Source organism: Rheinheimera sp. MM224 (genome assembly GCF_947090785.1).
Lineage (GTDB): Bacteria > Pseudomonadota > Gammaproteobacteria > Enterobacterales > Alteromonadaceae > Pararheinheimera.
The window spans coordinates 3431040-3456752 of record NZ_OX352320.1 but is presented as its reverse complement, the minus strand read 5'-3'; the positions used below and the strand labels follow the sequence as shown (position 1 = coordinate 3456752).

Below are 25713 nucleotides of genomic sequence, written 5' to 3'. Positions count from 1 at the left end.
GCCTGCTGTGCGTCATACGGCTTGTTCCAATTCAGTCAGGACAGCAGACTGATTGACCCCTTTAGCAACAAAACCACGCCATGGTGACGGCAGTTTTGCAAGGGTTTGACGGGCACTTAATTCATCCTGGAACTCGGCAAACACACTGGCACCGGTACCTGTCATTCGGGACGGCGCGTATTCTATCAACCAGTTCAGTACCATTGCAACCTCGGGGTAGAGCCGTTTCACCAGAGTTTCGCAGTCATTTTGCCACTGTGAGTCTAGTAGATCTTTCACTGACATGACGGGCGTATTGCGTATTAAATCAGGGTTGCCGAACACTTCAGCCGTGCTGACATGCACATCTGGCGTCACAATCAGGTAATATTTTTGCGGCAAACTAATGGGTTGTAATTTTTCTCCAACCCCTTCAGCAAAGGCTGTTTTTCCGAATACAAATACAGGAACGTCTGCACCTAGCTTTAAGCCGAGTTCACAAAGCTGCGCGTTTGATAGCTTTAATTGCCATAACTGGTTCAAAGCCAGCAGTGTGGTCGCCGCATCGGACGAGCCGCCACCTAAGCCGCCACCCATAGGCACTTGTTTATCCAGATAAATCCGCACGCCTGCGTTTTCTGCGGCGAAAGGCTGTAATAACTTAGCCGCCCGAACCACCAGATTGCTGTCGTTTTCTATGCTTTTATCTGAACAACTAAAGTGGATTTCACCATCCCTGGTGAGTGTGAAACTAAGCTGGTCACCACAATCAAGCATTTGAAACAAGGTTTGCAGATTATGATAACCATCGGCCCTGCGGCCTGTGATATGTAAAAATAAATTCAGTTTGGCCGGAGCTGACAAGGTTAAAGTTGCCATTTACGCACCACCAGCTTAATACGGCTGCCATCGGCCTTAGAATCCAGCTGAATACGTTTTGGCAAAGCTAAGGCATCAGGGAAAAACTCGCTGTAACTGACTTGCCAGTCACGCTGCTGGCTGTCTTTCAGGGTAAAACTGGTTAAACGGCCTTGCGCATCCCATTGATGATTAAAGCTTTCCGGGCTTGCCACACCTTTGAGCCACAATGGCATTTCTTCAATAGGTAAACTCCAGCCGGATAAATAATCCAATAGGGCACTGGCAGACTGGGCTTTATGAGTTTCACCATCTGCTTTGACAGTGGCGCCCAAAGCGTCGGTTTCCAGTTCAAAAATGCTGATGCCAACAAAGTTGGTCATACTGGCCTGAAAATAAGGGCCTTGTTGTTGCCAGTTTAAACTGCCGCTGACGCTCTCCTGAGGCGCTTTTACACCTAAGGCTCCGGTCAGTGTAAACTCCTGCAATTGCTCTAATTGCAGTTGTCGTTGTTGGGCTGATAGGGGAATAACTGGTTTTAGCTGGCTGCTGTTGCTGGCACAACCTGTCAAAATCAGACTGAAAACTACAAAACAACCAGTTTTTATCGCTGCAAACACACTAATTCCTTCTCTACGCTTTTTTTAGTTTGGGCTTTTTCGTACAATTCGCCCTCTTTTGACTAACGCCGGTTTTTTCGAAACGGGCCAAACAGGTGAATGACCATTTTTGCTTTAGGTATTAATCATAAAACTGCACCTGTCTCCTTACGCGAGCAGGTCGCTTTTGCGCCTGAACAAATTTTGGACGCCTTACGGGATCTGACGACGACGACCCAGGTGTCTGACGCTGTGATTTTGTCCACCTGTAACAGAACTGAGCTGTATTTTAGCGGTAGCCCTGAACAATCGAAACAAGTAATTGACTGGCTGAGCAAATTTCATCAGCTGGACTTAGCCGAATTACAGCATCATTTATACCTGCATCAGGATCAGCAGGCCAGCAGTCATTTAATGCGTGTGGCCTGTGGCCTGGATTCTTTAGTGCTGGGCGAGCCGCAAATTTTGGGGCAAGTGAAGCAGGCCTATAGCCATTCGCGTCAGGCCGGTACTATTAATCCGGCTTTTGAACGTTTGTTTCAAAAGACCTTTTCAGTGGCCAAGCAGGTTCGTACTGAAACGGACATTGGTGCCAGTGCAGTATCAGTGGCTTTTGCTGCGGTAAGCCTGGCCCGACAAATCTTTGGTCAGCTCGGCAAAGTGAAAGTGCTGCTGATTGGCGCCGGTGAGACCATAGAGCTGGTGGCCAAACATTTACTGGAGCAGGGCGCGGAAAAAATTACTGTTGCCAACCGCTCTTATGACAAAGCTGCGGCTTTAGCCAGCCAGTTTAATGGTGAAGCAGTGAGTCTGGCGCAAGTGCCACAAGCTTTAGCCAATGCCGATGTCGTTATTAGTTCTACAGCCAGTACCTTGCCTATTGTCGGTAAAGGTATGGTGGAACAGGCGCTGAAAAAACGCCGCCATAAGCCTATGTTTTTTGTCGATTTAGCTGTGCCACGTGATATTGAAGAGCAAGTGGCAGAGCTGGAAGACGCCTATTTGTATACAGTGGATGACTTGCAATCCATAGTGCTGCAAAACCTGCAGAACCGTCAGGAAGCAGCGGCTGAAGCCGAGCAAATGATTTTGCAGGGCGTCAATGAGTTCAATTCGTGGCTGAGTTTGCATGGCCAGCTGGACGTAGTGCGCGATTATCGCGACAAAGGCGAAGCCATACGTGACGAATTGCTGGCCAAAGCGGGCAAACAAATTGCAGCAGGGCAGGACCCTGAAAAAGTATTAGCTGAACTTGCGACTAAACTCAGCAACAGGTTGATGCATACACCAACCAAAGCGCTGAGGCAGTTACTGCAGGATGAGCAACCTCAACAACAATCTTTGATCAACACTTTGTTAGATCTGTAATCAGGTAAATAGAAACAACATGAAAGAATCGGTGTACCGCAAACTCGAAGCTCTGGTCGAACGTTATGAAGAAGTTCAGGCGTTATTAAGTGACGCTGGCGTAATTTCTGACCAAAGTCGTTTTCGCGAGTTGTCAAAAGAGTACAGCCAACTGGAAGAACTGAGCCATGCTTTTGGTTTGTATCGTCAGGCGCAGGATGATTTAGCCAGCGCTGAAGAGATGATGAAAGACTCAGATCCGGATATGCGTGATATGGCGCAGGACGAATACAAAGCGGCCAAAGAGCGGATTGAACAGCTGGATCAGGACTTACAAATTCTGTTGTTACCTAAAGATCCCAACGACAGCAACAGCTGCTTCCTTGAAATTCGTGCCGGCGCTGGTGGTGATGAAGCCGCTATTTTTGCCGGTGACGTGTTCCGTATGTACAGCCGTTTTTGTGAACGCAAACGCTGGAAAGTTGAAATTGTTAGCTGCAACGACGGCGAACACGGTGGCTATAAAGAAGTGATCGCCAGCATTCAGGGCGAAGGCGCTTACGGTATTTTGAAATTTGAATCCGGTGGTCACCGCGTACAACGTGTACCAGCCACTGAATCTCAGGGCAGGGTGCATACTTCTGCTTGTACTGTGGCCATCATGCCGGAAGTACCAGAAAGCGAAGCTATCGAAATTAACCCTGCTGACTTAAAAGTAGATACCTACCGCGCCTCTGGTGCCGGTGGTCAGCACGTAAACAGAACAGACTCTGCCATTCGTATCACTCACTTACCGACTGGTATAGTGGTGGAATGTCAGGATGAGCGTTCGCAGCATAAAAACCGCGCCCGTGCTATGAGCGTGTTGCAGTCGCGTATTCAGGCTGCTGAAGATGAGAAACGCCGTTTAGTGGAAGAATCACACCGCCGTTCTTTAGTCGGCAGTGGTGATCGTTCAGAACGTATCCGTACTTACAACTTCCCACAAGGCCGCTTAACGGATCACCGTATCAACCTGACCATTTATCGTTTATTAGATGTGATGGAAGGGGACTTAGATTTAGTAATTGGCCCACTAAGCCATGAACACCAGGCCGACTTGTTAGCTGCTTTGGCTGATGAAAATCGTTAATACTGCTATTGGTAATACGCCAACTTTAACGCAGTGGCTGCAACACGCCACTGCGTTACTTACTCCCTTGCTTGAAACCGGCCCTGTTCCTGCGGATGCAAAACAGGAAGCACGGCGTATTCTGCTGGAAGTGCTGGATATTAACGCCACTACGTTGATGTTGTATCCAGAGCGCGAGCTTACCCAAGCTCAGTTGCTGTTAGTAGAACCTGTGCTGACACGGCGCCTGACCGGCGAGCCTTTGGCGCATATTTTGGGCTATTGGTATTTCTGGGATTTTAAACTCGCTGTAGCCCTTTGCACTTTAATACCAAGACCAGATACCGAACTGTTAGTCGAACAGTCTTTAGCTTTGCCCTTGCCTGCGAAAGCTAAAGTGCTGGATTTAGGCACTGGCACAGGAGCTATAGCTTTGGCTTTAGCCAAAGAAAAGCCAAACTGGACTGTGACTGGGGTTGATTTACACCCAGATGCTGTAGAACTGGCAAAGCAAAATGTTGAACTGCTGGCCTTAGCTAATTGCCACATCAAACAAAGCAGCTGGTTTGAAGCGTTACAAGCGCAGCAGTTTGATTTAATCGTCAGCAACCCACCTTATATAGATGCAGAAGATCCGCATTTAGCCTTGGGCGATGTACGCTTTGAACCCGACTCGGCTTTAGTAGCACCAGAGCAAGGCCTGGCTGATATCCGCCATATTTGCACCCAAGCCCCACAGTTCTTAACGCCATCCGGCTGGTTATGGCTGGAACACGGCTACCAGCAAAGCGACGCCGTAAAGCAGATTTTAACCAACGCAGGTTTTACTTCTGTGCAATCGGTAAAAGACTACGGCGACCAGTGGCGTATTAGCGGTGGGCAACTTCCCGCTTAAGTTTTGTTTTTCCTTGAATTACTTCTCCTGAAATCTGTTGTAGGGGCACGGTCTATCCGTGCCCGTCTAATGTTTGCGCCGTTATCTAATCACGTTTATTTATAAGTTGCCGAATAAGGAAAGCTAAGATAATTTAAGGACTTAATACTGTCATGACAGAAAATGACAGGCGCTGCAAAGGAAATAACGTGCCAGCTTCCTATACAAATAGTAGGAGGTGCAATCGTTTAAATAATGGAGAATTTATGAAAATTTCAGGATTAACTTCTATAGCGTTGTGTCTGTCTTTGACTGGGTGTTCAGCTGCATTGGTTCCTTCAACTTCAGAGCCAAGACAAAAGATTGAGCAGGCCTATGAGCTAATCAGTGCGGGCAGGGCTATACCAGCAGAAAAGTTAGCATTAGAAGCTGTGAATATGTATCTGAAAGAATCAAATTTTATCGGGGCCGGCAATGCGGAAACAGTGTTGGGTGTGCTCTATTCAAGTTCTGCTTATCATACAGCTGAAGCGCATTATCGTGAATTAGGTACTTTCGATCCTACGCCCGAAAAATCAAAGCAAAGCTTTATGAAAGCCGTCGACTTCTATAAAAAAGGTGGAGAGTATTGGGGGGCGGCAAATGCGTTGATTGGTGTTGGTGATGCGTTTTCAAAGCAAGGTGATAATGCCAACGCTTGTTTAAGCTATCGTGAAGCTTTGCAGACTTACCTGGACCCCAACGCAATATTTACCGGAACTGCTTTTACCTGGAACCCTAAATACCCTTCGTACCAAGCCATGCTTGAAGCAATTATTCAAAATACTTGCAAAGCAACGACATAAGTAGCAGGTTTACCTAAATTTGTCGGATTAAGCGCAAAGATATTTTATCAGTGGTTGAAGTGGGAGCGGTTCGTTGATGTGGAGCTTTATCTTATTGAGCAAACAGCGGGCAAGAGTCGTTGCTCCTGGCCAGTCACTGATTTGGATGCTCAGTGAAACCTGAAATCCAGCAGAAATTCTCCAGCTATCCGTTAGCGGCGCAAAAGCAGCTTGAAGAGGTGCGTCGACTTATCTTTGCTGTTGCAGAGGAAAATGCGCTAGGGGCAGTGGAAGAAACTCTGAAGTGGGGGGAAGCCAGCTATCTGGTTAAAGGTGGTAGTGCGATTCGAATCGACTGGAAGCCAAAAGATCCTGATGTTATTAAGGTTTACTTTCATTGCCAGACCAGCCTGATCGAAACTTTCAGGGAGATATATCGGCAGGAATTCGACTATCAAGGCAAAAGAGCCATCGTTATTCCTTTAAACGCCTCTGCTGAAAGCGGGCCATTAAAACACTGCCTGCAACTAGCACTGAAATACCATAGCCTGAAACATCTTCCTTTACTCGGAGTTTGAGCAGGGCACTTTGCCTGCTGCTTTCCATGAAGGTTACACCTGGTAACCTGTGATAATAAAAACAACAACTGACAAGGATTTAACAATGAAATCACTTAACCCTCTGCCTCTGTTGTTATGGACACTGCGGGTATTTTGCTTGGCAAGCAGCCTTTTTTGTCTGCCTGCAGCCGCCGCACCAGCCCAGCCTGAACTTTATGTTAAAACCTACGGCAACCCGGCCAAACCAGCGCTGCTGTATATTCATGGTGGCCCCAGAGGCAACTCCACTTTGTTTGAAGGCACCACAGCTCAGGCCCTGGCAGACAGAGGCTTTTATGTCATTGTCTATGATCGACGGGGCGAAGGACGCTCAGCTGACTCTGGGGCAACCTTCACTTTTGACGAAGCATTTACCGACCTGAACGTGCTTTTAAGCAGCCTTAAGCTGCATAAAGTGAACCTGCTTGGTCATAGTTTTGGCGGTATAGTGGCAAGCTTGTACAGTGAAAAACACCCGGAAAAAGTACAAAGTTTGTTTCTGATTGGGGCTTTGGTCAATCAACAGCAAAGTTATGATCATATTTTGCAAACTGCGGTAGCTTCTGACAGCTTGCCGACCAAACCGACTATAGTGCAGCAAGTGCAGGCTATTCAGGCGCTGGACAAAAACTCTTTTCAATACCGTGGCTTAACTTATCAACTGGCTGCTGAATTAGGTTACTTTCGTATGCCAACCCCCACGGCTGTATATAGGCAGTTAACGGCGCAGTATCAGAACAGTACAGCGGGCAAAAACAACATTCGTAATGACCAGGCTCCAGTTAAATTTTATCAAAACGAAGAGCGGGTGAATATCGACACCACCCCGGCCTTGAAGCGGATAAAAACCAGCGGCATCGGATTGTATGCTCTGTATGGCAAGCAGGATGGCATTTTCTCAGAGGCTCAGTTATTAGAGTTACAACAACTGACGGGGCCTACTAAGTTCGCCTTCATCGACAATTGCTCCCATTACCCTTTTGTTGATCAGCAGCAGGCCTTTTTAGATCAGATCGAAAACTGGATGGCTGACAGTGTAGGCAAGTAACCTGCGTTTGTGTTGCACCTGCGGGGCTTGCAGTTTGCTCCTGGCAGAGCGCAACTTTAACCGCTATGGCATATCAATAATCTGACCTTGCAGCATGATAGTACGAACTAAACCAAATGCTGTATCTTCAAGTACTCGCTGATACCGATTCCAAAATATTTATATTTTCAACGACTTTGCTTTGACCCATCTCTATTTAGCGCATATAAATAAACACAAAGCGATAAAAACGCGACAAGCTAAAGGAGTGCTGTATGGCAAATGATTTTTTATTTGCTGAGGAACCCGAGGAAGTAGTGCATATTTCCCGTGGCAGTTGGAAAGTATTGATAGTGGACGATGAGCCAGAGGTTCATGCTGTTACTAAACTGGCATTAAGTGACTTTTCTTTTCAGGGTAAACACCTCGAATTTATCAGCGCCTACTCAGGCCGTGAAGCCAAAGAGATGCTGGCCAAGCATACAGATGCGGCCATAGTGCTTTTGGATGTGGTGATGGAAAGCGATGATGCAGGTTTACTGGTGGCCCGTTACATCCGCGAAGACCTGCATAATCATTATGTGCGCATTATTTTACGTACCGGCCAGCCGGGCCAGGCGCCTGAGCGTCAGGTGATCGTTAATTACGATATCAACGACTACAAATCCAAAACTGAGCTGACGGCGCAAAAACTCTTTACTGTGGTGATGTCGAGCTTACGCTCTTACCGCGATATTCTGGCTATTGATCATAGTCGTCAGGGCCTTGAGAAAATTATTACCGCCTCTGCTGATTTGTTTTCGGCCCACTCGATGGAACAGTTTATTGATGGTGTTTTGCAGCAATTGACGTCTATTTTAGGCTGTAATGACAATGCCTTGCTGGTGACCTCATCACTGGTGGCTGGCAATATCAACGAAGATGCTGACCCCGAACGTTTAGTGGTGTTTGCCGGTTTAGGCCAGTTTGAGAAGCAGGAAGGCAAACAAATCAGTGAAGTGCTGGAACCGGCTTTACTGGATGCTTTTCATCAGGCATTAAATAGCCGCAGTATTGTGTATCGCGACAATTATCTGGTGGCCTATTGCACCAGTAAATTTACTTCTGGCTCTTTATTGTATGTGTCAGGTTTGCCAAACCAGATGACAGACACACAAAAGCGTTTAATTGAACTGTTCTCACAAAATGTGCAAATTGCCTATGAAAACGTGCAACTGCAAAGTGAAATTGAAGATACGCAGCGTGAAATTGTCTATCGCTTAAGTGAAGCGGTTGAGCATCGCTCTATCGAAACTGGCAATCATGTCAAACGGGTGGCTTTTATTTGTTACGATCTGGCCAAAGCTTATGGCATGCCGGAAGAAGAAGCTGAAAAGCTGATGTTTGCGTCGCCTTTACATGATGTCGGTAAAGTCGGCATACCGGACGGCATACTGAATAAACCCATGAAGCTGCATGGCCAGGAATGGGAAGTGATGAAAACTCACTCCAGCATAGGTTATGAAATTTTAAAGAACTCCAAACGTACCATTATTCAGGCCGGCGCTGTGATAGCGCAGGACCATCACGAAAAATGGGATGGTTCAGGTTATCCCAGTGGAAAAAAAGGCGAAGAAATCCATATTTATGGCCGTATTGCTGCGTTAGCGGATGTTTATGATGCATTGCGACACAGACGCTGTTATAAATCGGCCTGGACCTTAGATCAGGTGCTGGAAAAGATCCGCAGTGAGTCGGGCAAACATTTTGACCCTAAACTGGTTGAAATTTTTATAAGCCGGGTCGACAAACTGGAAGCAATACTGCAAAAATACCCGGATGAAGATTGAGTTATTCTCATCGGCGAACCAGGCCACCTGCGGGTGGCTTTGTTATTCTGCAGACGTTAAATCATTTTTAAGGACTATTTTTTATGTATATGGCATTAAAACATTCTCATATGTTGTTTATCGCGCTCAGTGTGTCTTTTTTGGCTGTGCGGTTTTTATTGAGTTTAAAATCTTCAGCTTTGCTGCAAAAAAAGTTCTTTAAAATTGCACCTCATGTGGTCGATACCTTTTTATTGCTGACGGCTATAGGCCTGATGTTGACCATTCAGCAATACCCATTTCAAACACCATGGTTAACCGAAAAGCTCTTTGGTTTATTCGCTTACATTGGTTTGGCTGTGATGGCGTTAAAAGGCCGTACTTTGCTGATGCGTTGGGTTGGTTTTATTGGAGCCTTAAGCTGGCTGGCGCTGGTGGCTAAAGTTGCAATTACGAAAACCCCACTGCTTTTTGGTTAAACTAGCTGATTGCTTAGGATAACCTCAATTTTTGTTTTTATTTTTCATGGTTTTAGGTAGTACATGAAGTCTGAGTTAAAGCAGCAGGGTTCGGCCCTGCTTGAGTTATTGTTAGCTATAGAGCAGCAGTGGACGGATGCCGGAGAAATTCAGCGGGCACGAGAAAGCTGGTTTGCCATGGCACCTGCCAGCGCTGAAAAAATGCCGACTATGAATGCTCTGGCTCGTTATGTGGACAGTTTCTACCGCGACGCCTTTTTTACCCCACCTATCAAACCTTTGCTGATTGAAGAGATGCATCAGCCTACATTGCTAAGTTACGCTATTAGTCAGCGTGAAGCCGACCCCTTAGTGCTGGTATTGCTGCTGTTATGCTGGCTGCAACAAGCGGGTTTTGAGAGCGATATAGTGCGTTACAAAGGCGAATACCTGGTGCAGGTGCATTTGTCCAAAGCTGAGAAGGTGTGGGTAGACCCCTACACCGGCGCCTGGCAATGTTTGTTAAACCCTGAAAATGGTTTGGCGCTGAGTCTTACTCAGGAACTTGCGACACAAGCTGTAGATTTTGCTGGTTTTTGTGCAGGGCTTTGGCAGTTGCAAAAGCAGCTGTTGCTGGCGCTGGGCAAACGTGAACTGGCTATGGCTGTAGTGCAGCATTTGTTGGACCAAAAGCCAGGGGATCCTTATTTACATCGCGAGCGGGGCTTATTGTCTGAGTTACTGGATCATTGGTCTTTAGCAATCAGCGATTATCAGTATTTTGTTGATCAAAAACCGGATGACCCGTCGAATGATCATATGAAACAACAAATCCGTCAGCTGTCGTCCTACCCACAGTGGCTCCATTAGATGTAATATGAGCGCAAGCAACGGTATTTTGTCTGAGGAATTGAAAGTGACAAACCAACATACTATTCAGGTTGGCGCTATTGAAGTCGCCAATAACAAACCTTTTGTGCTCTTTGGTGGCATGAACGTTTTAGAGTCGCGTGATTTAGCCATGCAAGTGGCGGAATACTACGTCAAAGTGACAGAGAAGCTGGGCATTCCTTATGTCTTTAAAGCCTCTTTCGACAAAGCCAACCGCTCTTCTGTGCATTCATACCGCGGCCCTGGCATGGAAGAAGGTTTAAAAATTTTTGAAGAGATTAAAAAAACCTTTAACGTGCCGCTGATCACCGACGTGCACGAACCTTATCAGGCCGCTATTGTGGCTGAAGTAGTGGATGTGATTCAGTTGCCGGCTTTTTTAGCCCGTCAAACCGATTTAGTCATAGCTATGGCGCAAACCGGTGCTGTGATTAACGTGAAAAAACCACAGTTTTTAGCACCTCACGAAATGCGTCATATCATCACCAAGTTTCAGGAAGCGGGTAATGATAAAATTATCCTTTGCGAACGTGGCTCCAGCTTTGGTTACAACAACCTGGTGGTCGACATGCTGGGCATGGACGATATGAAGCAATACGCTCCGGTAATTTTTGATGCCACTCATGCGTTGCAGCGTCCAGGTGGCCGTGCTGATTCTGCTGATGGCCGTCGTGCTCAGGCGGCTCAATTGGCTCGTTCTGGTATGGCTTTGGGTTTAGCTGGTTTATTTATCGAAGCGCATCCAAATCCAAATGAAGCCAAATGTGACGGCCCTTGTGCTTTACCACTGAATAAACTGGAAGCCTATCTGCAGCAAATGAAAGAATTGGATCAGTTAGTCAAATCTTTTGCGCCTTTGGATACATCGGCAAATTGATGGAAAAATGCGGACAAAACTCTTAAAAAATGTCCGCTTTGTTCAAGTATTAAGCTAACGATTCAAGCAACTAAAAAATAAGTTGACTTGAATCGCCGAAATCCGTTTAATACCCCCCGTTGCCCAGATAGCTCAGTCGGTAGAGCAGCGGATTGAAAATCCGCGTGTCCGTGGTTCGATTCCGCGTCTGGGCACCATTAATTTTAGTGATGTGATTCCTTTGTAATCATGTCACCCAGTTTAGGTTGCCGCTTTAGCTCAGTTGGTAGAGCAACTGACTTGTAATCAGTAGGTCATCCGTTCGACTCGGATAAGCGGCACCATTCACGTTACGCCCAGATAGCTCAGTCGGTAGAGCAGCGGATTGAAAATCCGCGTGTCGGTGGTTCGATTCCGCCTCTGGGCACCACTATTACATCAAGCCCTGCAAGCATTTGCGGGGCTTTTTGTTTTCCAACACTGCATAACTTTTTCCAAATAAATCCGTGCTTTCCAAAAACTCTATTTTAGCGGCCTGACTTTCTGAGGCAAGCGAGTATAGAACTTTGTAGTCGTTTTATCAGATTCGTGACCCAGCAGCAACCTTGCATCAGATAAAAGACCAATATCAGACGCTGTTTTTGCCCTGATATCACGCTCCTGAAACGATTCATCAATTATTTTTTCACTCAATGCTTTTTTCATATAGGTTCGCCAAAACGAACGAAAACCGCCAGGTGTGTAAGGGGCTCCATTTCTACCGACAAAAAAATACTGCTGTTCTATGTGTTTATTGCGCAGTAATTTGAGCGAGTTAATCACATTTAGTAATTCTGGGGTCCATTCGATCAGAATGCAGGCCTTAGATGAATTGACAGTTTTGTTTGGTGTAACCAATAAACCATGTTCTGTGACCATATCAAATTTCAGCGTTAGTAAATCACTTTGCCTCAATGCAGTGAGGTATTTCAGCTCCACGTACAATTGCAACCACAACGGCAAAATTTTCTTGAATGAGGAAAATTCGCTATCTGTAATATACCTGGTTCTCGGACGTTCTTTATTGCGTTCAACATCCCGGCATGGATTTAGCTGAGCTCCTCCCCACCTGATCCCTTTAGTGTAAACATGGGATAGTAGAGCAATCTCACGATTAACGCGCACAGGGGCTGTCCTGCTGCGATAATCAATATATTTATATACATCCTGCGGTGTAAGATCGTTTGGGCTCATATTTCCCATTACAGGACGTAATTGGCGCATCGCAGTTAAATCCGATTGATAGCTGGCTGCAGATTTCTTTGGCGAAATCTCGGCCATGTAACGATCAAATAGATCCCCTAGTTTTGAAATGTTGCGTATATCTGGTAGTAGTTTGTAATACTCAACCATTGCGTCAGATAAACTGTGTCCGAGATTTATCCATTTTTTTTTATGGTCAATGAAATAGTAAGCCCCCTTTGTTAGGTACATGCCTTTTGGCAGGTTGCTATTAACTGTTCTGGGTCGTCCCATGCAAAAACTCCACATTTATTCGTTAGGTAGATTTAGTCCAACATGCTTTTTCGTGCGGGCTTTAGGAGATCTCATTAATTCATGAATTGATTCACGAATGACGATCGGCTCACCCAGGGCATTTACCGTGTAGCGAATGCCGTGTTGCCTCAAATGCTGGATCTGTAATGATTTTTTCCGGTATCCGGTCAGTGTTTTCAGCTCATCTGATGTTAGAAAAAAATCACTCATATAATTCCCGAATCTGCTCTAGTTAGCAGCAATTAACTCTTTGTTGTAATCAGTTTATGGAGCGGTGTGTTTGATTGCAAGCTGCTGAATGTAAATGAAATGTTCTGAAAAACTTAAGTAGTATTCAAAAGAATATTTTTTAGCAGGAAAAAAATTTAACATATATTCAATAAAATATATTCTCCTATTTCTTCGAGGTTAATTTGAGTTTTTAGCGGATTTAGGTTCGATAAAAGTAATGAATAAAAAATTTCTGGAAAAGTAGTTTCTCAGCTTTTACTTAAGATTGTTGCGTTTGTGTTAATTGGTGTTCGCTGCGTGCTAGCTGACAAGAAAGCCGCTATTTCTAGCGGCTTATCAGATGGAACTATATTACTTGGTTATTTTAAGTCTGCGGATAGCCAGCAGTACCAGTCCTAGCAGAGAGAACGTCCCCAGTGAACCACCACCAGATGAATCACTTTCAGTTGGTGGGGCCGTTGTTACATCGCTCACTGTGATACGAGTTGTAGTGGTAGCACCTAGAGCAGCACCACCTGTTGCATTACTCAGCACTACATCAAAGTAACGTGAACCCTGGCTGCCTGTGCGGTTCGTCATGGCGATAACTACGGTAGCCGAAGCCTGACCCGCAGGGATAGTGACGACTTGATCTACTGCTGTAAAATCGGTTCCGGCCAACGCTGTACCATTGACACTTTGCATCCGAACACCGACTTCGCCATCAGTACCGTTAGTCCGGCTGATAGTCAGTGTTACAGTGGCATTTTCATTCACTGAGGCTGTCGCGGCTGAGAACGAAAGTGAGCCATTTTCAGCAACATCTTTGATATTTAGCGTAGCTTGCCCAATCTGGCCCAGCACAGCACCACCAGCAACTTCTGAAATGCTCAGGCTTACTGTGCGATCACCTTGTAAACCTTGACGTTTAGTTGTCGATACATCGAACATCGCAGAACTTTCACCGTCTTTCAGTGTTTTAACGACAGTCTCTGCCGCGTAATCAGTCCCTTTTACACCTGTGCCATCTGTAGCTGTGACTTTGAACGTAATATCACCGTCAGTACCGTTTAGGCGGTTAATTTGCATCTGAGCTGTATCACCTTCCATAACGTTCGTACTAGCAAGAGCGAATTGTACCGAACCTGCTTGAATCGCTTTGTCACTCAGAATAGTTATTTCGGCTTCAGTTGCGTTGTATGTTGCGCCCATAGCAGCTTGAAACACTACAGTAAACTTGGTGTCAGAATGTCCTTTACTGCGAGGCAGTAGGGTAATATCCACGGACTTTTCTGCTTCTCCGGCAGCAAATGCAATTTCTTTCAGCCCGAAGGTGAAATCACGGTTTTCCCATGCAGTGCCATCTTTGGCTGTCATTGATAAATAAGCAGGCATAGTTAAATCACCTGTCCGGCGCAGCATAAGAGTTGCTTTACCTTCTTGGCGGCCAACAATGATGGTGTCCATCACAAATCCAACAGTGGAAGTCGGAGCGTTCATTGTAAAGTTTTGAGCCACTAGAGGAGCGTTGATTCGAACATACTCAATGTTATTGGCTTCACCGCGAACACCGCAGTGATCACCATCCACAACTATATCTTCATCAGAGAAGAAACGGTGATGATCACCCAGTTCATGCCACATAATCGTTTTGCGGCGACTTTCTAAATCGTTATCTACGCGAGGCACTCCATCAGCACGAACACCACAAGCATACGCACGGTTGTGACCGTCAGGGAAAGTAGGTTCATCTGCCCACACTTCGTGCATAGCACCCATAACGTGGCCTGATTCATGGGAGAAAATTGACGCATTATAAAAACCGAAACGAAGGTCGTTTAAGCGGCTTTCAGTCGCGCCTTCGCTTTTTGCGGTCTTTGCTGCAATACGATAGGAGTCATACACAGAAGGGCCAGAGAAATAAGCTCCACGGCCAGCGGCGTCATCACCTTCCAATTGTTCGCGGATGTAGTACACCAAATCTACTTGTCCTTGAACAATATCACGTACCCGCGTTAAGCCCTGGACCTGACAGCGTTCGGCTAATCCGCTATAAGACGGATGATTATCAGCGAAGAACACACAAACAAGGACATTATTAAATTCGTCTAATTGAGTTATACCGCCGGAAGCAACGGTCTCACTATCTACAGATGCAAAGTATGCCGGACGAACTCTGGCGTTGACGCTCTGCATTTGTAGGGTTTCGTTAAAGTAATCGAACTGAGCTTTAATGCGAGCCAGAGCAAACTGCGCACCGTTTTCGTAATATTTGCCATTCGCATCCGTCGTGATCGGGTCCTTCATGGCTTCAATCCATGAACTGTGCATAACGACACCTACGTCAATGATTGCAGGTTCGCCAGAAGCATTCGCCATGACGTTGGCCTGAGCCAGCAACTTTTTGGCAGACTGCTTATCCAGCGCCTTTTTGAACGCTTCAGTTGCCGGAGTGACAAGCGGGCCGTGATCGATAACAGTATTGAGATTTGTTGCGCTCAATAATGATGATTGCAGCATCAACGTACTACTTAATACAACATGTAGGGCTGTAAATTTCATTCAGGGTATCCATGTTAGGTGATTTAGCCAGAGTTGCACGAATTAGGAACGACTTAGTCTATCCATTTCATAGTTGGCTCCGTGTATGTCTAAACCGAATTAAAGCTGGGTACTCTAGCGCTTTGCTATTTTGGCCTCAATTCAGCAATAAAATGGCCACAAGCAAAACTAACCTTGCTCGGTGTGGCCCCAATTAATCTCGACGTTGTGGCCACAATTTACCTCGTGTGTGGCCACAATTTACCTCGTGTGTGGCCCACATCTAAACGGTTGTAGCCACACATTCGTGCCGCCAAAACCTCAGCTTCATGTGACTTAAATTCGATCAACACACTCTGTGAAGCAGTGACACGACCTAAAAGCTGATTACCTTTTGAATTAGCTCTGTTGAATTTAGCCACCAACACATCTTTGCACTCAGTATTCCCGGGGTTAGGGCTGACTGTGACGAGTTGACCACTTAGGATTCCTAAGTATACTGCAAGTGTAAAAACTTAGACAATCTAAGTATTCAGGAATTAAGAATGTATTATTCGTGCAAATCATTAATCCATTTCCAATCCGGCTCAAGGAAGCGAGAGACCGTTTGGGGATCAGTCAGCGGGAACTGGGAGTTCGCATCGGCATTGAGCCAGGCGCAGCCAGTAGTCGCATGAACCATTACGAAAAAGGGCGGCATATGCCTGATTTCGCAACTCTCAAACGAATTGCTGAAGAGCTCAACGTGCCTGTGGCCTATTTGTTTTGTGAATCCGACGATATGGCGGAGATGATCAAGGCTTTTGATAAGCTGACTGCTGAAGACAAACTACGTGCTATTGAACTCATTAGAAACGTAAGCCCTGACATTGACACTTGATGTATCGGCCAAGTCTAACTCGGTAGTCTATGTCGCCAAAATGTATGTGGCGGGGGGCACCAACAACTACGTGCATTCAGCTATGAACCGTTATGAGCGAATTATAGTTGTCCTGATAAAGTGCTCACGAAAAAAACAAATCTCTGCTTTGCCTTATTTGTGGACATTCGTTTTTTCGTGAGCTCTGAGATTCTCTTCCAAATTAGTTGGCTAAATTCAGTTGGCCACCGCCCCCAATTGAAGTCAACGTTGAGCAGGTGTTGTAGTTCACAAACCAGTGCCAACTGACTGGATCAGATTCAGTTTCTCGACTAACGCTAATTGCTAGCACGATCTATTCTTACGAAATTGAGCTTGATTTATCCTGATCGGCTTAACATGCTTGCAAGCGAAAAAACGAGCTTTGACTTTTGGGTCGTCGTGGCAAGTGAATCAGGAATAGCTCAAGTGCATTTACGCGCGCAGGGTGAGGACTACGAGCCCTACTTTTTACCTACAGGCGTTAAAATTTCTCTGAGTTCTTCCGGAATGGACATCGGCTTAAAGGCACTGACGTTCGACCGCCCCGTATTGCCAGATGGCAGGCGCTCAAAGATATGTCCAAAAGGTGTTTACAACAACCGATAGTTTTGCCCGGCCATTTCGCGCCAGTCTGCCGTGCGAAGGGCCTACCAGAGCATCTTCAAGTAACTCCACATGACAGCTGACCGAGAATATGGGCAAACTCCATATATGCAAAACGTCTCTCATAGGCAAGCAAGACCTTTGGTTCCATCACTATCCCTGATCAATTAAAATGCAGTTTCAGCTGTCTGCATTATGATACATTACTGGTTAAAGTAACTTTAGAGTTGGTGAAAGGCAATGAAAATTGGTGAACTGGCGGCGCTGGCCGGATGTGAAACAGAAACCATCCGATTTTATGAAAAGCAGGGATTGTTAGCCGCTCCTGCAAGGACCGCCTCCGGATATCGGACTTATCAGCAGCGCCATCTCGAAGATTTGCAGTTTATCCGGCATTGCCGGGCCTTTGATATGAGTCTGTCGTTGGTCCGGCAACTCCTGAAGTTTCGTGAAGCTCCCAGCCAACCTTGTGGGCAGGTCAATACGCTGATCGATGAGCAATTGGGGCATTTAGACACGCAATTAACCCAACTTCATCAATTAAAAGCGGATTTGCAGGCGTTACGGACGCTCTGCCAGAATGACCATCAGGTCAAAGACTGTGAGATCCTGAAAAATCTGGTGCATCCATGTACCAGTGATTGTGTACAACATCGGTGAAAAAACTGTTGACCTTAAAGTGGCTTTATAGTTTTTAATAGAGATATCTTGTTCAAAGTGAGGCCACCATGTCAGATTGCCAATGTAAAGCTCAGGTGCAAGTCTCTGAAAATGCTCAGTTGCCTGAGTGTTCTGCATCAGATTTGCACCACAAAACCCGTTACCACATTCGCAAGATGGACTGTCCCTCAGAAGAAAATCTGATCCGGATGGCGCTTGGCGCGTTGCCACAGGTGCAGCAGTTGCAATTTTTCCTGCAAGACCGGCAGCTTGATGTGGTGCATCAAGGCAGTCCGGACGCCATCACCCAACGCTTGGAAGCATTAAATTTAGGTGCTGTACTGCAAAGCTCAGCGCCGTTTCAGGCCGACCCAACTGCGTCAGCTGATAACAGCAAAGCTGATGCTGACGAACGTAAGCTATTACTGCGATTATTGACGATTAATGCCGTGATGTTCGTCACAGAACTTATTGTCGGAGTCTGGGCACAATCCACCGGCCTTATTGCCGACTCGTTAGATATGCTGGCCGATGCCGCCGTCTACAGCGTTGCCTTGTTGGCTGTTGGCCTTAGCGCCACCAAAAAAGTCAGGGCTGCCCATCTTTCAGGTTGGTTGCAGGCGTTGCTTGCAGCCGGTGTGTTGTTCGAAGTAGCACGACGGTTTTGGGCTGGCACTGAACCCATGTCGACGCTGATGATTGTGATGGCGAGTGTGGCACTTATAGCAAACACTTTATGCCTTTATCTCATCTCACAGTCACGCAGTGACGGTGCACACATGAAAGCGACCAAAATATTTTCGACCAATGATGTTCTGGCGAACCTCGGGGTGATTGTTGCCGGTGGATTAGTTGCCTGGACGGGATCGGGCTATCCGGATTTAGTGATTGGCGGTATCATTGGGATAATTGTCCTTGATGGTGCAAGACGTATATTAGCGCTACGCGCTTAACATAAAGGTTTGCTGTGTCTCACTATTCCCGATGGATATTGTGGTTTATGCTCACGATTATGCTTAATCATGCTTTTGTAGCCTGTGACAGCATCGTCGTGCATTTGCCTACAGAACATCATAATCTGATTTCTTTCGGGGATAATGCTGCGCACCAACACAATGAACATCAAATGATGCACGCCAATGAGGCCGTCAATGATATGGACGACCCACATGAGGTCCATGCACATGTGCTGTGTTTTGTCGCTTATATGACAAGCGCATCGGCAGAGTCCGTTGTTCAGACCATCGTCCCGTTTTCCCATGCTGAAGCCTTCAGCATGACGTATGCCCCTGCAGTGCCCCCGCCAAATGTCTGAGATCATCGTTTTTAGTTAATAACTTGATTTTACATTTGATGGAGAATTTCTATGTCTCGCCCTTATTGCAAAGGCGCTGTTGCCTTGGCATTGCTGTGTGTCGCATCTTTTTCGGTGACGGCGCAAGAGCTTGCGATCACTACAGCGTTAGAAAGAACGTTAACGAGCAGTCCACAACTGCAACTTTATCCCTATCAGCTTCGGATTGATGAAGCGAAAACCTTACAGGCTGGTCTTAAACCAAACCCTGAGCTTGGTGTTTCTGTGGAGAACGTCCTTGGAAATGGCAGCCTCAGTGGCGTTAAAAGCGCAGAGCTCACGCTGACATTGAGTCAGCTTATTGAACTCGGCGACAAGCGTCAGCGCCGCCTGGAGAGCGCAAGTGCAGGGAAAGCACTGACACAGGCCCAATACGAACTCGACCGGGTGGATGTTCTGGCCAAAACCATGACCGACTATTTGGATGTGTTGGAATTGCAAACGGTACGCAGCTGGACCGCTGAACGCCTGGTGATGGAGCAAAACGCACTGCAGGTTGCGACAGAGCGGTCACGGGCAGGACTGGTCACTGACGCTGATGTATTGCGGCTGAAAAGTCGGGTGCTCAAAAGCCAGATGGATTTAAAAGCGCTCAAAGCCGAACTGCAGGTTGCAGTACGCCAGTTAGCCGCCAATTGGTCCAATGAACCGGATTTCGATACGGTGCAGGGGCAGTTGGCAGTGTTGCCGATGCTGCCATCGCTCAATGAGATGCTGGCAGCGCTTGATAGCTCGCCACAACTTGGGTTCTATCTGACACAGGAGCGTTTGGCGGGCACGCTGCAAAATCTGGCGATCGCCAATGGCCAAACCGATCTTACGGTCGGGGCTGGGGTGCGCCGTAACGAGCAGCTGAATGAGAATGCGTTTGTGCTCAGTGTCAGCATGCCTTTGGCACTTTCAAACCCTAATGCCGGTGAGATTGAGGCAGCGAGGGTGACTTCAGAGCGATCGGCGCATCAGTTAAAGCTAAGTCGTCAGCAATTGCAGCTCTCAACGGGCCGGTTATATCAGCAATTAACCCTGCTTTCAGAGCAAATTCATGATCAGCAACAGGCCATTCTTCCGGCGGCGGAGTCGGTGGTGCAAAGCACACTTAAAGGGTATGAGACCGGCATCTTTGATATGACGGATTTGCTCTCTGCCCATGAAGATTTGCTTAGCGCCAAACGCAACATGATTGACGCTCAGGCCCAGTTTCACCGTCAGTTAGTCGAACTCGAACGTCTGGTGGGAATGCCTTTAGTGGTCAACGGACCCGCTGCATTACCATCCCGCATGAAGGAATAACAATATGATGAATTACATCCGTTTTATATCAACGGCTTTACTATTGACGGCATTCACAGGGTTTTGTGGCCCGTTACAAGCCAGCGAAGAGCATGATCATGCTGACGAACACGCGCAAACCGAAGAGAAAAAAGGTCCCAATGGCGGGCATTTACTGGAAAAAGGCTCGCTGACACTGGAAGTGGTCCTCAGTGAAAACGGCGGCAAACCAGAGTTTCGTTTATTTACATCTGATAATGGAGAGCCTCTGGCCCCCGGGACTTACCAGGCCGGACTGACACTGGAGCGTCTGGGAGGTCGTCGGGATGTGCTGACTTTGCGCCCACGTGGTGACATGCTGGTCAGTCAGGAGCCGGTCGCAGAGCCGCATTCATTTGAAGTGGAAGTTGCACTCAGTGCCAAAGGTCAAAATCATACCTGGCACTTTGAGTCCTACGAGGGACGCACCGAACTTGAAGCGGATGTGGCAAAAGAGTCCGGTTTAATCAGCGAGCCTGTGACTTCAGGTCGTATTCGCACTCAGGCGCATTTGTTTGGTGTGGTATCGGTGATCCCTGAGCAGCAAAGCAGGCTCAGTGCGGTCTATCCGGGCGTCGTGCAAAGTGTGGCGGTGCGGATTGGCGACAAGGTCAAAGCAGGTCAGGTTGTGGCCACGGTACAAAACGCAGCGACATTAAAAAATTACAGCATTAAGGCGTTGTCGGACGGTGAAGTTACTAACCGGTTTGTGAATCCCGGAGAAAAGGTATCGGACCAGGCGTTAGTGGAGATCAGTGATTTATCCACCGTGTATGTCGAAATGTCGGCCTTTCCGGGGGATACCGCCAAAATGGCGCGGGGCAATCCGGTGGTCGTGCGTGATGTTCATGGTGAAGAGCAAACTTCCAGCCAGATTGAATATATTGCGCCACAAATGACCGGTGGCCATATCGCCAGAGCCCGTGCAGTTGTGCGTAATGACAACGGGTACTGGCGTCCGGGTATGCACGTGAAAGCCGATGTGGAAGTGGCCTCGGTGGAAGCGCGCCAAATCGTGAAGAAATCAGCCCTGCAGGAATTTAACGGTGAGACCGTTGTGTTCATCCGGGTTGGTGATATTTATGAAGTGCGAATGCCGGAATTTGGTGCCAGTGACGACAGCTTTATCGAGGTGTTGTCAGGTCTGGAAGAACAAGTTGAGGTAGTCACCCAGAATAGTTTTTTAATCAAAGCCGACATCCTGAAGTCTGGCGCCAGCCATGAACACTAGGAGCCAACCATGATCCAGAATATATTGCGACTATCGCTCAGTCGCCCGTGGATGATGATGGTCTTCGGACTGCTGATCCTCGGCGTGGGCGTTTGGCAGACAGTACGACTGCCGGTTGATGCGGTTCCCGACATTACCAATGTGCAGATCCAAATCAATACGGCTGCGCCTGGTTATTCCCCGCTTGAATCTGAGCAGCGCATCACCTATCCGGTCGAAACCGCGATGGCGGGTCTGCCACAGCTGGAATACACCCGCTCGTTATCCCGCTATGGTTTGTCTCAGGTGACCGTCGTCTTTGAAGAAGGCACCGATATTTATTGGGCCAGACAGCAAGTGGCCGAGCGGTTACAGATGGCCCGTCAGGATATTCCACCAGGTATTGAGCCGGAAATGGGGCCTATTGTCTCGGGGCTTGGCGAGATTTTTTCCTATACCGTTAAAGCCACCGGCGAGGCACTGAATGCAGATGGCAAGCCTTATACCGCTGAAGATCTGCGGACCATTCAGGATTGGGTGATAAAACCCCAGCTGCTGAAAGTCAAAGGCGTGACGGAAATCAATACTATTGGTGGTTTTGTCCGCGAATATCAGGTGGCCCCTGATCTGGTCAAATTGCTGGCGTTTAAGTTGACGCTGGATGATCTTGCCGATGCCTTAGAGCGCAACAATGCCAATATCGGTGCAGGCTACATTGAACGCAATGGGGAACAATGGTTGATCCGCTCACCAGGTCAGCTGCAATCCATTGCCGAGATTGAAGAGCTGGTCGTGACAAAACGCGATGATGCCCCGGTCCGGGTCAAAGACGTCGCGCAGGTGGCTATCGGCAAACAGCTTCGCACCGGCGCTGCGACGCAGGACGGACAGGAAGTGGTCCTTGGCACGGTGATGATGTTGCTTGGCCAAAACAGCCGAACCGTGTCACAGGATGTTGCCCAGAAGCTTGCAGATATTAATCAGCGGTTACCCAAAGGCGTGCAAACGGAAATCAGCTACAACCGGGAAGTGTTGGTTGATAAAACCATCGATACGGTGAAGCGCAATCTGTTTGAAGGCGCGGTGCTGGTGATTGTCGTGCTGTTTTTATTTTTGGGTAACATCCGCGCCGCTATTATCACGGCACTGGTGATCCCCTTGAGTATGCTGTTTGCTATCTCTGGCATGGCAGCTAATAAAATGAGCGGTAATCTGATGAGTCTTGGCGCGATTGACTTTGGCCTGATTGTCGATGGTGCGGTGATCGTGGTTGAAAACTGTCTTCGCCGCTTAGGCATGGCCCAGCATCATCATGGCCGGTTACTGACGCTGTCTGAACGGCTGGAGATTGTCTATCACGCCACGAAAGAGGTGATCACGCCCGCAATGTTTGGTGTCTTTATCATCATGCTGGTGTATCTGCCGATTTTTGCGCTCAGTGGTGTCGAGGGCAAAATGTTCGAGCCAATGGCTTTCACGGTGATTGCGGCATTATTGGGAGCCATGATCCTGGCCCTGACCTTTGTGCCAGCGGCCATCGGTTTGTTTGTCAGTGGTCCTATCTCTGAGAAAGAAAACCGTCTGATGGTTGCCGTGCGTCGCACATACCATCCGATGCTGAAATTTGCATTGGGTCAGCCGTTGCTTGTTGCCATTACAGCCCTGCTTCTGGTCGGTGGCTCTGTGTGGCAGGCCTCCAGAATGGGCAGTGAGTTTTTACCCCAGCTCGATGAAGGGGATATTGCGATGCATGCCATGCGTATTCCCGGCACCGGCCTCGCGCAATCCGTTCAGATGCAATTGGCGCTGGAAGCAAAAATTGCACAGGTGCCTGAAGTGGAACGGGTATTTTCTAAAATTGGCACTCCGGAGATAGCGACCGATCCGATGCCACCGAATGTCGCAGATACCTTCATCATGCTCAAAGAGCGTAGCCAGTGGCCAGAGCCTTCGGACACCAAAGCGGATGTAGAGCGGCGTATCCGGGCAATCGTGGAAAAAGTCCCCGGCAACAATTACGAGTTCACGCAGCCTATTCAGATGCGCTTTAACGAGCTCATTGCCGGGGTCAGAGCGGATGTAGCCATTCGGATTTACGGTGATGATCTGGATGCACTGAATGCCGTCGGCGCGAAAGTGGCTGCTGTGCTTGCCGATGTACCTGGGGCGGTTGATGCCCGGATGGAACAAGCCAGTGGTTTACCGATGATTTCGATTGAGCCGGAGCGTGACCACCTGGCATTGGTGGGGATGGATGTCGCGATGATGCAGCAGGTGATCCAAACCGCCATTGGCGGCCGGGAGCTGGGCCTGATGTATGAAGGCGACAGGCGCTTTAAATTATTGATGCGCTTACCGGAATCGCTGCGGGAAGACCCATCGGCACTGGCGCAAATCCCTGTGGCCTTGCCGGTTGACGATTCGGCAGAGCTGCGTTATGTCCCACTGGGTGAAATTGCGCGGATCAATGAAATTGTGGGTCCCAACCAAATCAACCGGGAAAGTGGCAAACGCAATGTGGTGGTCACCGCCAACGTTGATGGCCGGGATATCAGCAGTTTTATCCAGGATGTGCAAAAGGTGATGGCCGATGTTGCCCTGCCTGATGGCTATTGGGTGGATTATGGCGGCACCTTCAAGCAACTGCAGTCTGCATCGGAACGACTATCCATTGTTGTGCCGTTGACGCTGCTGTTGATATTCGCCTTGCTCTATAGCGCGTTAAATTCCTGGCGGGATTCATTGGTGGTGTTCAGTGGTGTGCCACTGGCACTGACCGGTGGTGTTTTTGCCTTAGTGCTGCGTGACATGCCGATGTCTATTTCTGCGGCTGTTGGCTTTATTGCGCTATCAGGGATCGCTGTGCTGAACGGCATCGTGCTGGTGAGCTTTATTAAGCAATTGCAGGAAGAAGGTCAGCGATGGCGTCAGGCGATTGAAAATGGCGCTTTATCCCGTTTAAGACCGGTACTGATGACGGCGTTGGTGGCAAGTCTTGGTTTTGTGCCCATGGCATTTAACACCGGGACCGGCGCGGAAATTCAGCGGCCACTGGCAACAGTGGTGATTGGCGGCATTATTTCGTCAACCTTGCTAACCCTGGTGGTATTGCCCGCGTTGTGCCGGCTTATCCGGTCAAACAAATAACCTAATGAACGCAGCGAAAGCTGCGTTTTATCCTCAAAGGAGGATGTATGCGTCTTATCAAACTGCTGTTGATAGTTACCACGGCTTTAGTGTTGTGGCCAAACATGGCCGAAACGCACCCCATCACCCGGAAAGTCTCTCCTGCTGATGGCGACGTGTTTCCAACATGCCCAGATACGTTCTATGTCCGATTCACGCAAAAGCATAAGCTCAAGCAGTTCATGCTCTCTGATGCGAAAGGGACACTTATTGACGTCGGGTTTCGGCCAAGGACCACTACGAATTGGGAGCATCGTGTTCAGCTGTCTTGTTTACCGGCAGGCCAATATACGATTAGTTATATGGTAAAGGGTCGGGATTTACACGAGATAACCAATACAGTTGGCTTCATTGTGAAATGACGTTGTTTAAGAGCCCTCGAAACTCCACTGAGCATCGAGGGCTCTAAATGAAAGCGAAGATGTTCAGGGGAGCGTTTGCAGTCAATTGTTCCTTACATAGCTATCTGATTGTCAGTCTCCATTGATGGTGGTTTTTTTACATAAAAATGTCATTGCTCGGTTTATTGTAGTGGACAGCTAATTTTTTGTGCTACATCGTTATAATCCGAACGCTTATAACTAGTAAAAAAAGAAAAAATCAATGTGCGCTTTTTTACGTTTTAACGATGTATTGAAGTCTCGAAATTTTCGAGAGCTCAGCTTTAGTTTTGGCAGGATTGTCTGCTTTCAGTGAAAAGCAGTGATTAAAGTGTTACTTTAGGGAATCGCTCATTGAGCTAAAGATGTCGTTTTAACCATAAAGTGAACTCTTATGTTCTTTAAATATCAGTTGCTTAGGTGATTTTAAACCATAAAATGAACTCTTGCTTTTTAAACATAAAATGAACTTTCTGTTTTGCTTAAAATGTTAAGTTGTAACTTGGTGTTCATTACTGTAATTAAGTTACAGTTTAGATGACCGACTCGCCATTTATTTCCTAGACATCGCCAAGATTGAAAAAGGAGTTGTC

24 protein-coding genes and 3 tRNA genes are annotated in these 25713 nt (G+C 47.4%); 21 read left to right on the top strand and 6 right to left on the bottom strand.

What is annotated here, in order from left to right:
• Positions 1-12: 12 nt before the first annotated feature.
• Together ispE and lolB are read right to left on the bottom strand one after the other, a co-directional pair.
• Positions 13-858, bottom strand: coding sequence for a 4-(cytidine 5'-diphospho)-2-C-methyl-D-erythritol kinase (gene ispE / locus OM978_RS16315; protein WP_264343327.1), 846 nt, complete (start codon positions 856-858; stop codon positions 13-15).
• Complete coding sequence (lolB, locus tag OM978_RS16310) at positions 846-1457, bottom strand: lipoprotein insertase outer membrane protein LolB (protein WP_233010751.1); 612 nt, start codon at positions 1455-1457, stop codon at positions 846-848. Before lolB ends, ispE begins: the two co-directional genes overlap by 13 nt.
• A gap of 99 nt (positions 1458-1556) precedes the next feature.
• Here lolB and hemA point away from each other — a divergent pair, with 99 nt between their 5' ends.
• The 13 genes from hemA to OM978_RS16245 all read left to right on the top strand — a co-directional run bounded on the left by hemA (position 1557) and on the right by OM978_RS16245 (position 11661).
• On the top strand, positions 1557-2804 hold the full coding sequence (gene hemA / locus OM978_RS16305) for a glutamyl-tRNA reductase (protein ID WP_264343326.1): 1248 nt from the start codon (positions 1557-1559) through the stop codon (positions 2802-2804).
• Positions 2805-2823: 19 nt separating this feature from the next.
• Positions 2824-3915 (top strand): peptide chain release factor 1, encoded by a 1092-nt coding sequence (gene prfA, locus OM978_RS16300; protein WP_264343325.1) that lies wholly within the window; start codon positions 2824-2826, stop codon positions 3913-3915.
• Positions 3902-4789 carry a peptide chain release factor N(5)-glutamine methyltransferase gene (gene prmC, locus OM978_RS16295; RefSeq protein ID WP_264343324.1) on the top strand — a complete coding sequence of 296 codons (888 nt, stop codon included), beginning with the start codon at positions 3902-3904 and terminating at the stop codon, positions 4787-4789. The genes prfA and prmC overlap by 14 nt, the downstream gene beginning before the upstream one ends.
• A gap of 245 nt (positions 4790-5034) precedes the next feature.
• Positions 5035-5613, top strand: a complete 579-nt coding sequence (locus OM978_RS16290; RefSeq protein WP_264343322.1) for a hypothetical protein — start codon at positions 5035-5037, stop codon at positions 5611-5613.
• 152 nt (positions 5614-5765) lie between these two features.
• Positions 5766-6170: a DUF1801 domain-containing protein gene (locus tag OM978_RS16285; protein WP_264343320.1), complete on the top strand. Its 405-nt coding sequence runs from the start codon at positions 5766-5768 to the stop codon at positions 6168-6170.
• 85 nt (positions 6171-6255) lie between these two features.
• Positions 6256-7239 (top strand): alpha/beta fold hydrolase, encoded by a 984-nt coding sequence (locus OM978_RS16280; RefSeq protein WP_264343319.1) that lies wholly within the window; start codon positions 6256-6258, stop codon positions 7237-7239.
• A gap of 254 nt (positions 7240-7493) precedes the next feature.
• The gene (locus tag OM978_RS16275) at positions 7494-9047 is read left to right on the top strand and encodes a response regulator (protein WP_264343318.1); all 1554 of its coding nucleotides are present in this window, start codon (positions 7494-7496) and stop codon (positions 9045-9047) included.
• A gap of 83 nt (positions 9048-9130) precedes the next feature.
• Positions 9131-9505: a SirB2 family protein gene (locus OM978_RS16270; RefSeq protein ID WP_264343316.1), complete on the top strand. Its 375-nt coding sequence runs from the start codon at positions 9131-9133 to the stop codon at positions 9503-9505.
• A 63-nt stretch (positions 9506-9568) separates the two neighbouring features.
• Positions 9569-10354, top strand: coding sequence for a tetratricopeptide repeat protein (locus tag OM978_RS16265; protein WP_264343314.1), 786 nt, complete (start codon positions 9569-9571; stop codon positions 10352-10354).
• A 46-nt stretch (positions 10355-10400) separates the two neighbouring features.
• Entirely contained in the window at positions 10401-11252 is an 852-nt protein-coding gene (kdsA, locus tag OM978_RS16260; protein WP_233010775.1) for a 3-deoxy-8-phosphooctulonate synthase, read from the top strand.
• 121 nt (positions 11253-11373) lie between these two features.
• Positions 11374-11449, top strand: a tRNA-Phe gene (locus OM978_RS16255).
• A gap of 50 nt (positions 11450-11499) precedes the next feature.
• Positions 11500-11575: transfer RNA gene (locus OM978_RS16250), tRNA-Thr, on the top strand.
• 10 nt (positions 11576-11585) lie between these two features.
• A tRNA-Phe gene (locus OM978_RS16245) sits at positions 11586-11661 on the top strand.
• 92 nt (positions 11662-11753) lie between these two features.
• On the opposite strand, the gene OM978_RS16240 is transcribed toward OM978_RS16245, so the two are convergent.
• The 3 genes from OM978_RS16240 to OM978_RS16230 form a co-directional block, all read right to left on the bottom strand.
• The gene (locus OM978_RS16240; RefSeq protein WP_264343313.1) at positions 11754-12746 is read right to left on the bottom strand and encodes a tyrosine-type recombinase/integrase; all 993 of its coding nucleotides are present in this window, start codon (positions 12744-12746) and stop codon (positions 11754-11756) included.
• Positions 12747-12761: 15 nt separating this feature from the next.
• The gene (locus OM978_RS16235; protein WP_264343312.1) at positions 12762-12977 is read right to left on the bottom strand and encodes a DUF4224 domain-containing protein; all 216 of its coding nucleotides are present in this window, start codon (positions 12975-12977) and stop codon (positions 12762-12764) included.
• 372 nt (positions 12978-13349) lie between these two features.
• The gene (locus tag OM978_RS16230; RefSeq protein ID WP_264343311.1) at positions 13350-15539 is read right to left on the bottom strand and encodes a Calx-beta domain-containing protein; all 2190 of its coding nucleotides are present in this window, start codon (positions 15537-15539) and stop codon (positions 13350-13352) included.
• Between the two features lie 535 nt (positions 15540-16074).
• On the opposite strand from OM978_RS16230, the gene OM978_RS16225 reads away from it, so the two are divergent.
• Positions 16075-16398, top strand: coding sequence for a helix-turn-helix domain-containing protein (locus OM978_RS16225; RefSeq protein WP_264343310.1), 324 nt, complete (start codon positions 16075-16077; stop codon positions 16396-16398).
• A 482-nt stretch (positions 16399-16880) separates the two neighbouring features.
• Here the strand turns inward: OM978_RS16225 and OM978_RS21535 are convergent, their stop codons facing one another.
• Positions 16881-16994: a DUF3703 domain-containing protein gene (locus tag OM978_RS21535; protein WP_147904863.1), complete on the bottom strand. Its 114-nt coding sequence runs from the start codon at positions 16992-16994 to the stop codon at positions 16881-16883.
• A 268-nt stretch (positions 16995-17262) separates the two neighbouring features.
• On the opposite strand from OM978_RS21535, the gene cadR reads away from it, so the two are divergent.
• The 7 genes from cadR (at position 17263) to OM978_RS16190 (ending at position 25102) form a co-directional block, all read left to right on the top strand.
• A complete protein-coding gene (gene cadR, locus OM978_RS16220; RefSeq protein WP_264343309.1) occupies positions 17263-17682 on the top strand; it encodes a Cd(II)/Pb(II)-responsive transcriptional regulator in 420 nt (139 codons plus the stop codon).
• Between the two features lie 68 nt (positions 17683-17750).
• Positions 17751-18635: a cation transporter gene (locus OM978_RS16215; RefSeq protein WP_233010355.1), complete on the top strand. Its 885-nt coding sequence runs from the start codon at positions 17751-17753 to the stop codon at positions 18633-18635.
• Between the two features lie 47 nt (positions 18636-18682).
• The gene (locus OM978_RS16210) at positions 18683-18997 is read left to right on the top strand and encodes a hypothetical protein (RefSeq protein ID WP_233010356.1); all 315 of its coding nucleotides are present in this window, start codon (positions 18683-18685) and stop codon (positions 18995-18997) included.
• A 51-nt stretch (positions 18998-19048) separates the two neighbouring features.
• On the top strand, positions 19049-20326 hold the full coding sequence (locus tag OM978_RS16205) for a TolC family protein (protein ID WP_147904819.1): 1278 nt from the start codon (positions 19049-19051) through the stop codon (positions 20324-20326).
• A 4-nt stretch (positions 20327-20330) separates the two neighbouring features.
• Positions 20331-21575 carry an efflux RND transporter periplasmic adaptor subunit gene (locus OM978_RS16200; protein WP_233010357.1) on the top strand — a complete coding sequence of 415 codons (1245 nt, stop codon included), beginning with the start codon at positions 20331-20333 and terminating at the stop codon, positions 21573-21575.
• A 9-nt stretch (positions 21576-21584) separates the two neighbouring features.
• A complete protein-coding gene (locus OM978_RS16195; RefSeq protein WP_233010358.1) occupies positions 21585-24701 on the top strand; it encodes an efflux RND transporter permease subunit in 3117 nt (1038 codons plus the stop codon).
• Positions 24702-24748: 47 nt separating this feature from the next.
• Positions 24749-25102 (top strand): copper resistance protein CopC, encoded by a 354-nt coding sequence (locus OM978_RS16190; protein ID WP_264343306.1) that lies wholly within the window; start codon positions 24749-24751, stop codon positions 25100-25102.
• Positions 25103-25713: the final 611 nt, after the last annotated feature.

Excerpts from the sequence above, each read along its gene's own strand:
- ispE (WP_264343327.1), bottom strand. The coding sequence starts at position 858 with ATGGCAACTTTAACCTTGTCAGCTCCGGCCAAACTGAATTTATTTTTA.
- hemA (WP_264343326.1), top strand. The coding sequence starts at position 1,557 with ATGACCATTTTTGCTTTAGGTATTAATCATAAAACTGCACCTGTCTCC.
- prfA (WP_264343325.1), top strand. The coding sequence starts at position 2,824 with ATGAAAGAATCGGTGTACCGCAAACTCGAAGCTCTGGTCGAACGTTAT.
- prmC (WP_264343324.1), top strand. The coding sequence starts at position 3,902 with ATGAAAATCGTTAATACTGCTATTGGTAATACGCCAACTTTAACGCAG.
- OM978_RS16290 (WP_264343322.1), top strand. The coding sequence starts at position 5,035 with ATGAAAATTTCAGGATTAACTTCTATAGCGTTGTGTCTGTCTTTGACT.
- OM978_RS16280 (WP_264343319.1), top strand. The coding sequence starts at position 6,256 with ATGAAATCACTTAACCCTCTGCCTCTGTTGTTATGGACACTGCGGGTA.
- OM978_RS16275 (WP_264343318.1), top strand. The coding sequence starts at position 7,494 with ATGGCAAATGATTTTTTATTTGCTGAGGAACCCGAGGAAGTAGTGCAT.
- OM978_RS16270 (WP_264343316.1), top strand. The coding sequence starts at position 9,131 with ATGTATATGGCATTAAAACATTCTCATATGTTGTTTATCGCGCTCAGT.
- OM978_RS16265 (WP_264343314.1), top strand. The coding sequence starts at position 9,569 with ATGAAGTCTGAGTTAAAGCAGCAGGGTTCGGCCCTGCTTGAGTTATTG.
- OM978_RS16240 (WP_264343313.1), bottom strand. The coding sequence starts at position 12,746 with ATGGGACGACCCAGAACAGTTAATAGCAACCTGCCAAAAGGCATGTAC.
- OM978_RS16235 (WP_264343312.1), bottom strand. The coding sequence starts at position 12,977 with ATGAGTGATTTTTTTCTAACATCAGATGAGCTGAAAACACTGACCGGA.
- OM978_RS16230 (WP_264343311.1), bottom strand. The coding sequence starts at position 15,539 with ATGAAATTTACAGCCCTACATGTTGTATTAAGTAGTACGTTGATGCTG.
- cadR (WP_264343309.1), top strand. The coding sequence starts at position 17,263 with ATGAAAATTGGTGAACTGGCGGCGCTGGCCGGATGTGAAACAGAAACC.
- OM978_RS16215 (WP_233010355.1), top strand. The coding sequence starts at position 17,751 with ATGTCAGATTGCCAATGTAAAGCTCAGGTGCAAGTCTCTGAAAATGCT.
- OM978_RS16210 (WP_233010356.1), top strand. The coding sequence starts at position 18,683 with ATGCTCACGATTATGCTTAATCATGCTTTTGTAGCCTGTGACAGCATC.
- OM978_RS16205 (WP_147904819.1), top strand. The coding sequence starts at position 19,049 with ATGTCTCGCCCTTATTGCAAAGGCGCTGTTGCCTTGGCATTGCTGTGT.
- OM978_RS16200 (WP_233010357.1), top strand. The coding sequence starts at position 20,331 with ATGATGAATTACATCCGTTTTATATCAACGGCTTTACTATTGACGGCA.
- OM978_RS16195 (WP_233010358.1), top strand. The coding sequence starts at position 21,585 with ATGATCCAGAATATATTGCGACTATCGCTCAGTCGCCCGTGGATGATG.
- OM978_RS16190 (WP_264343306.1), top strand. The coding sequence starts at position 24,749 with ATGCGTCTTATCAAACTGCTGTTGATAGTTACCACGGCTTTAGTGTTG.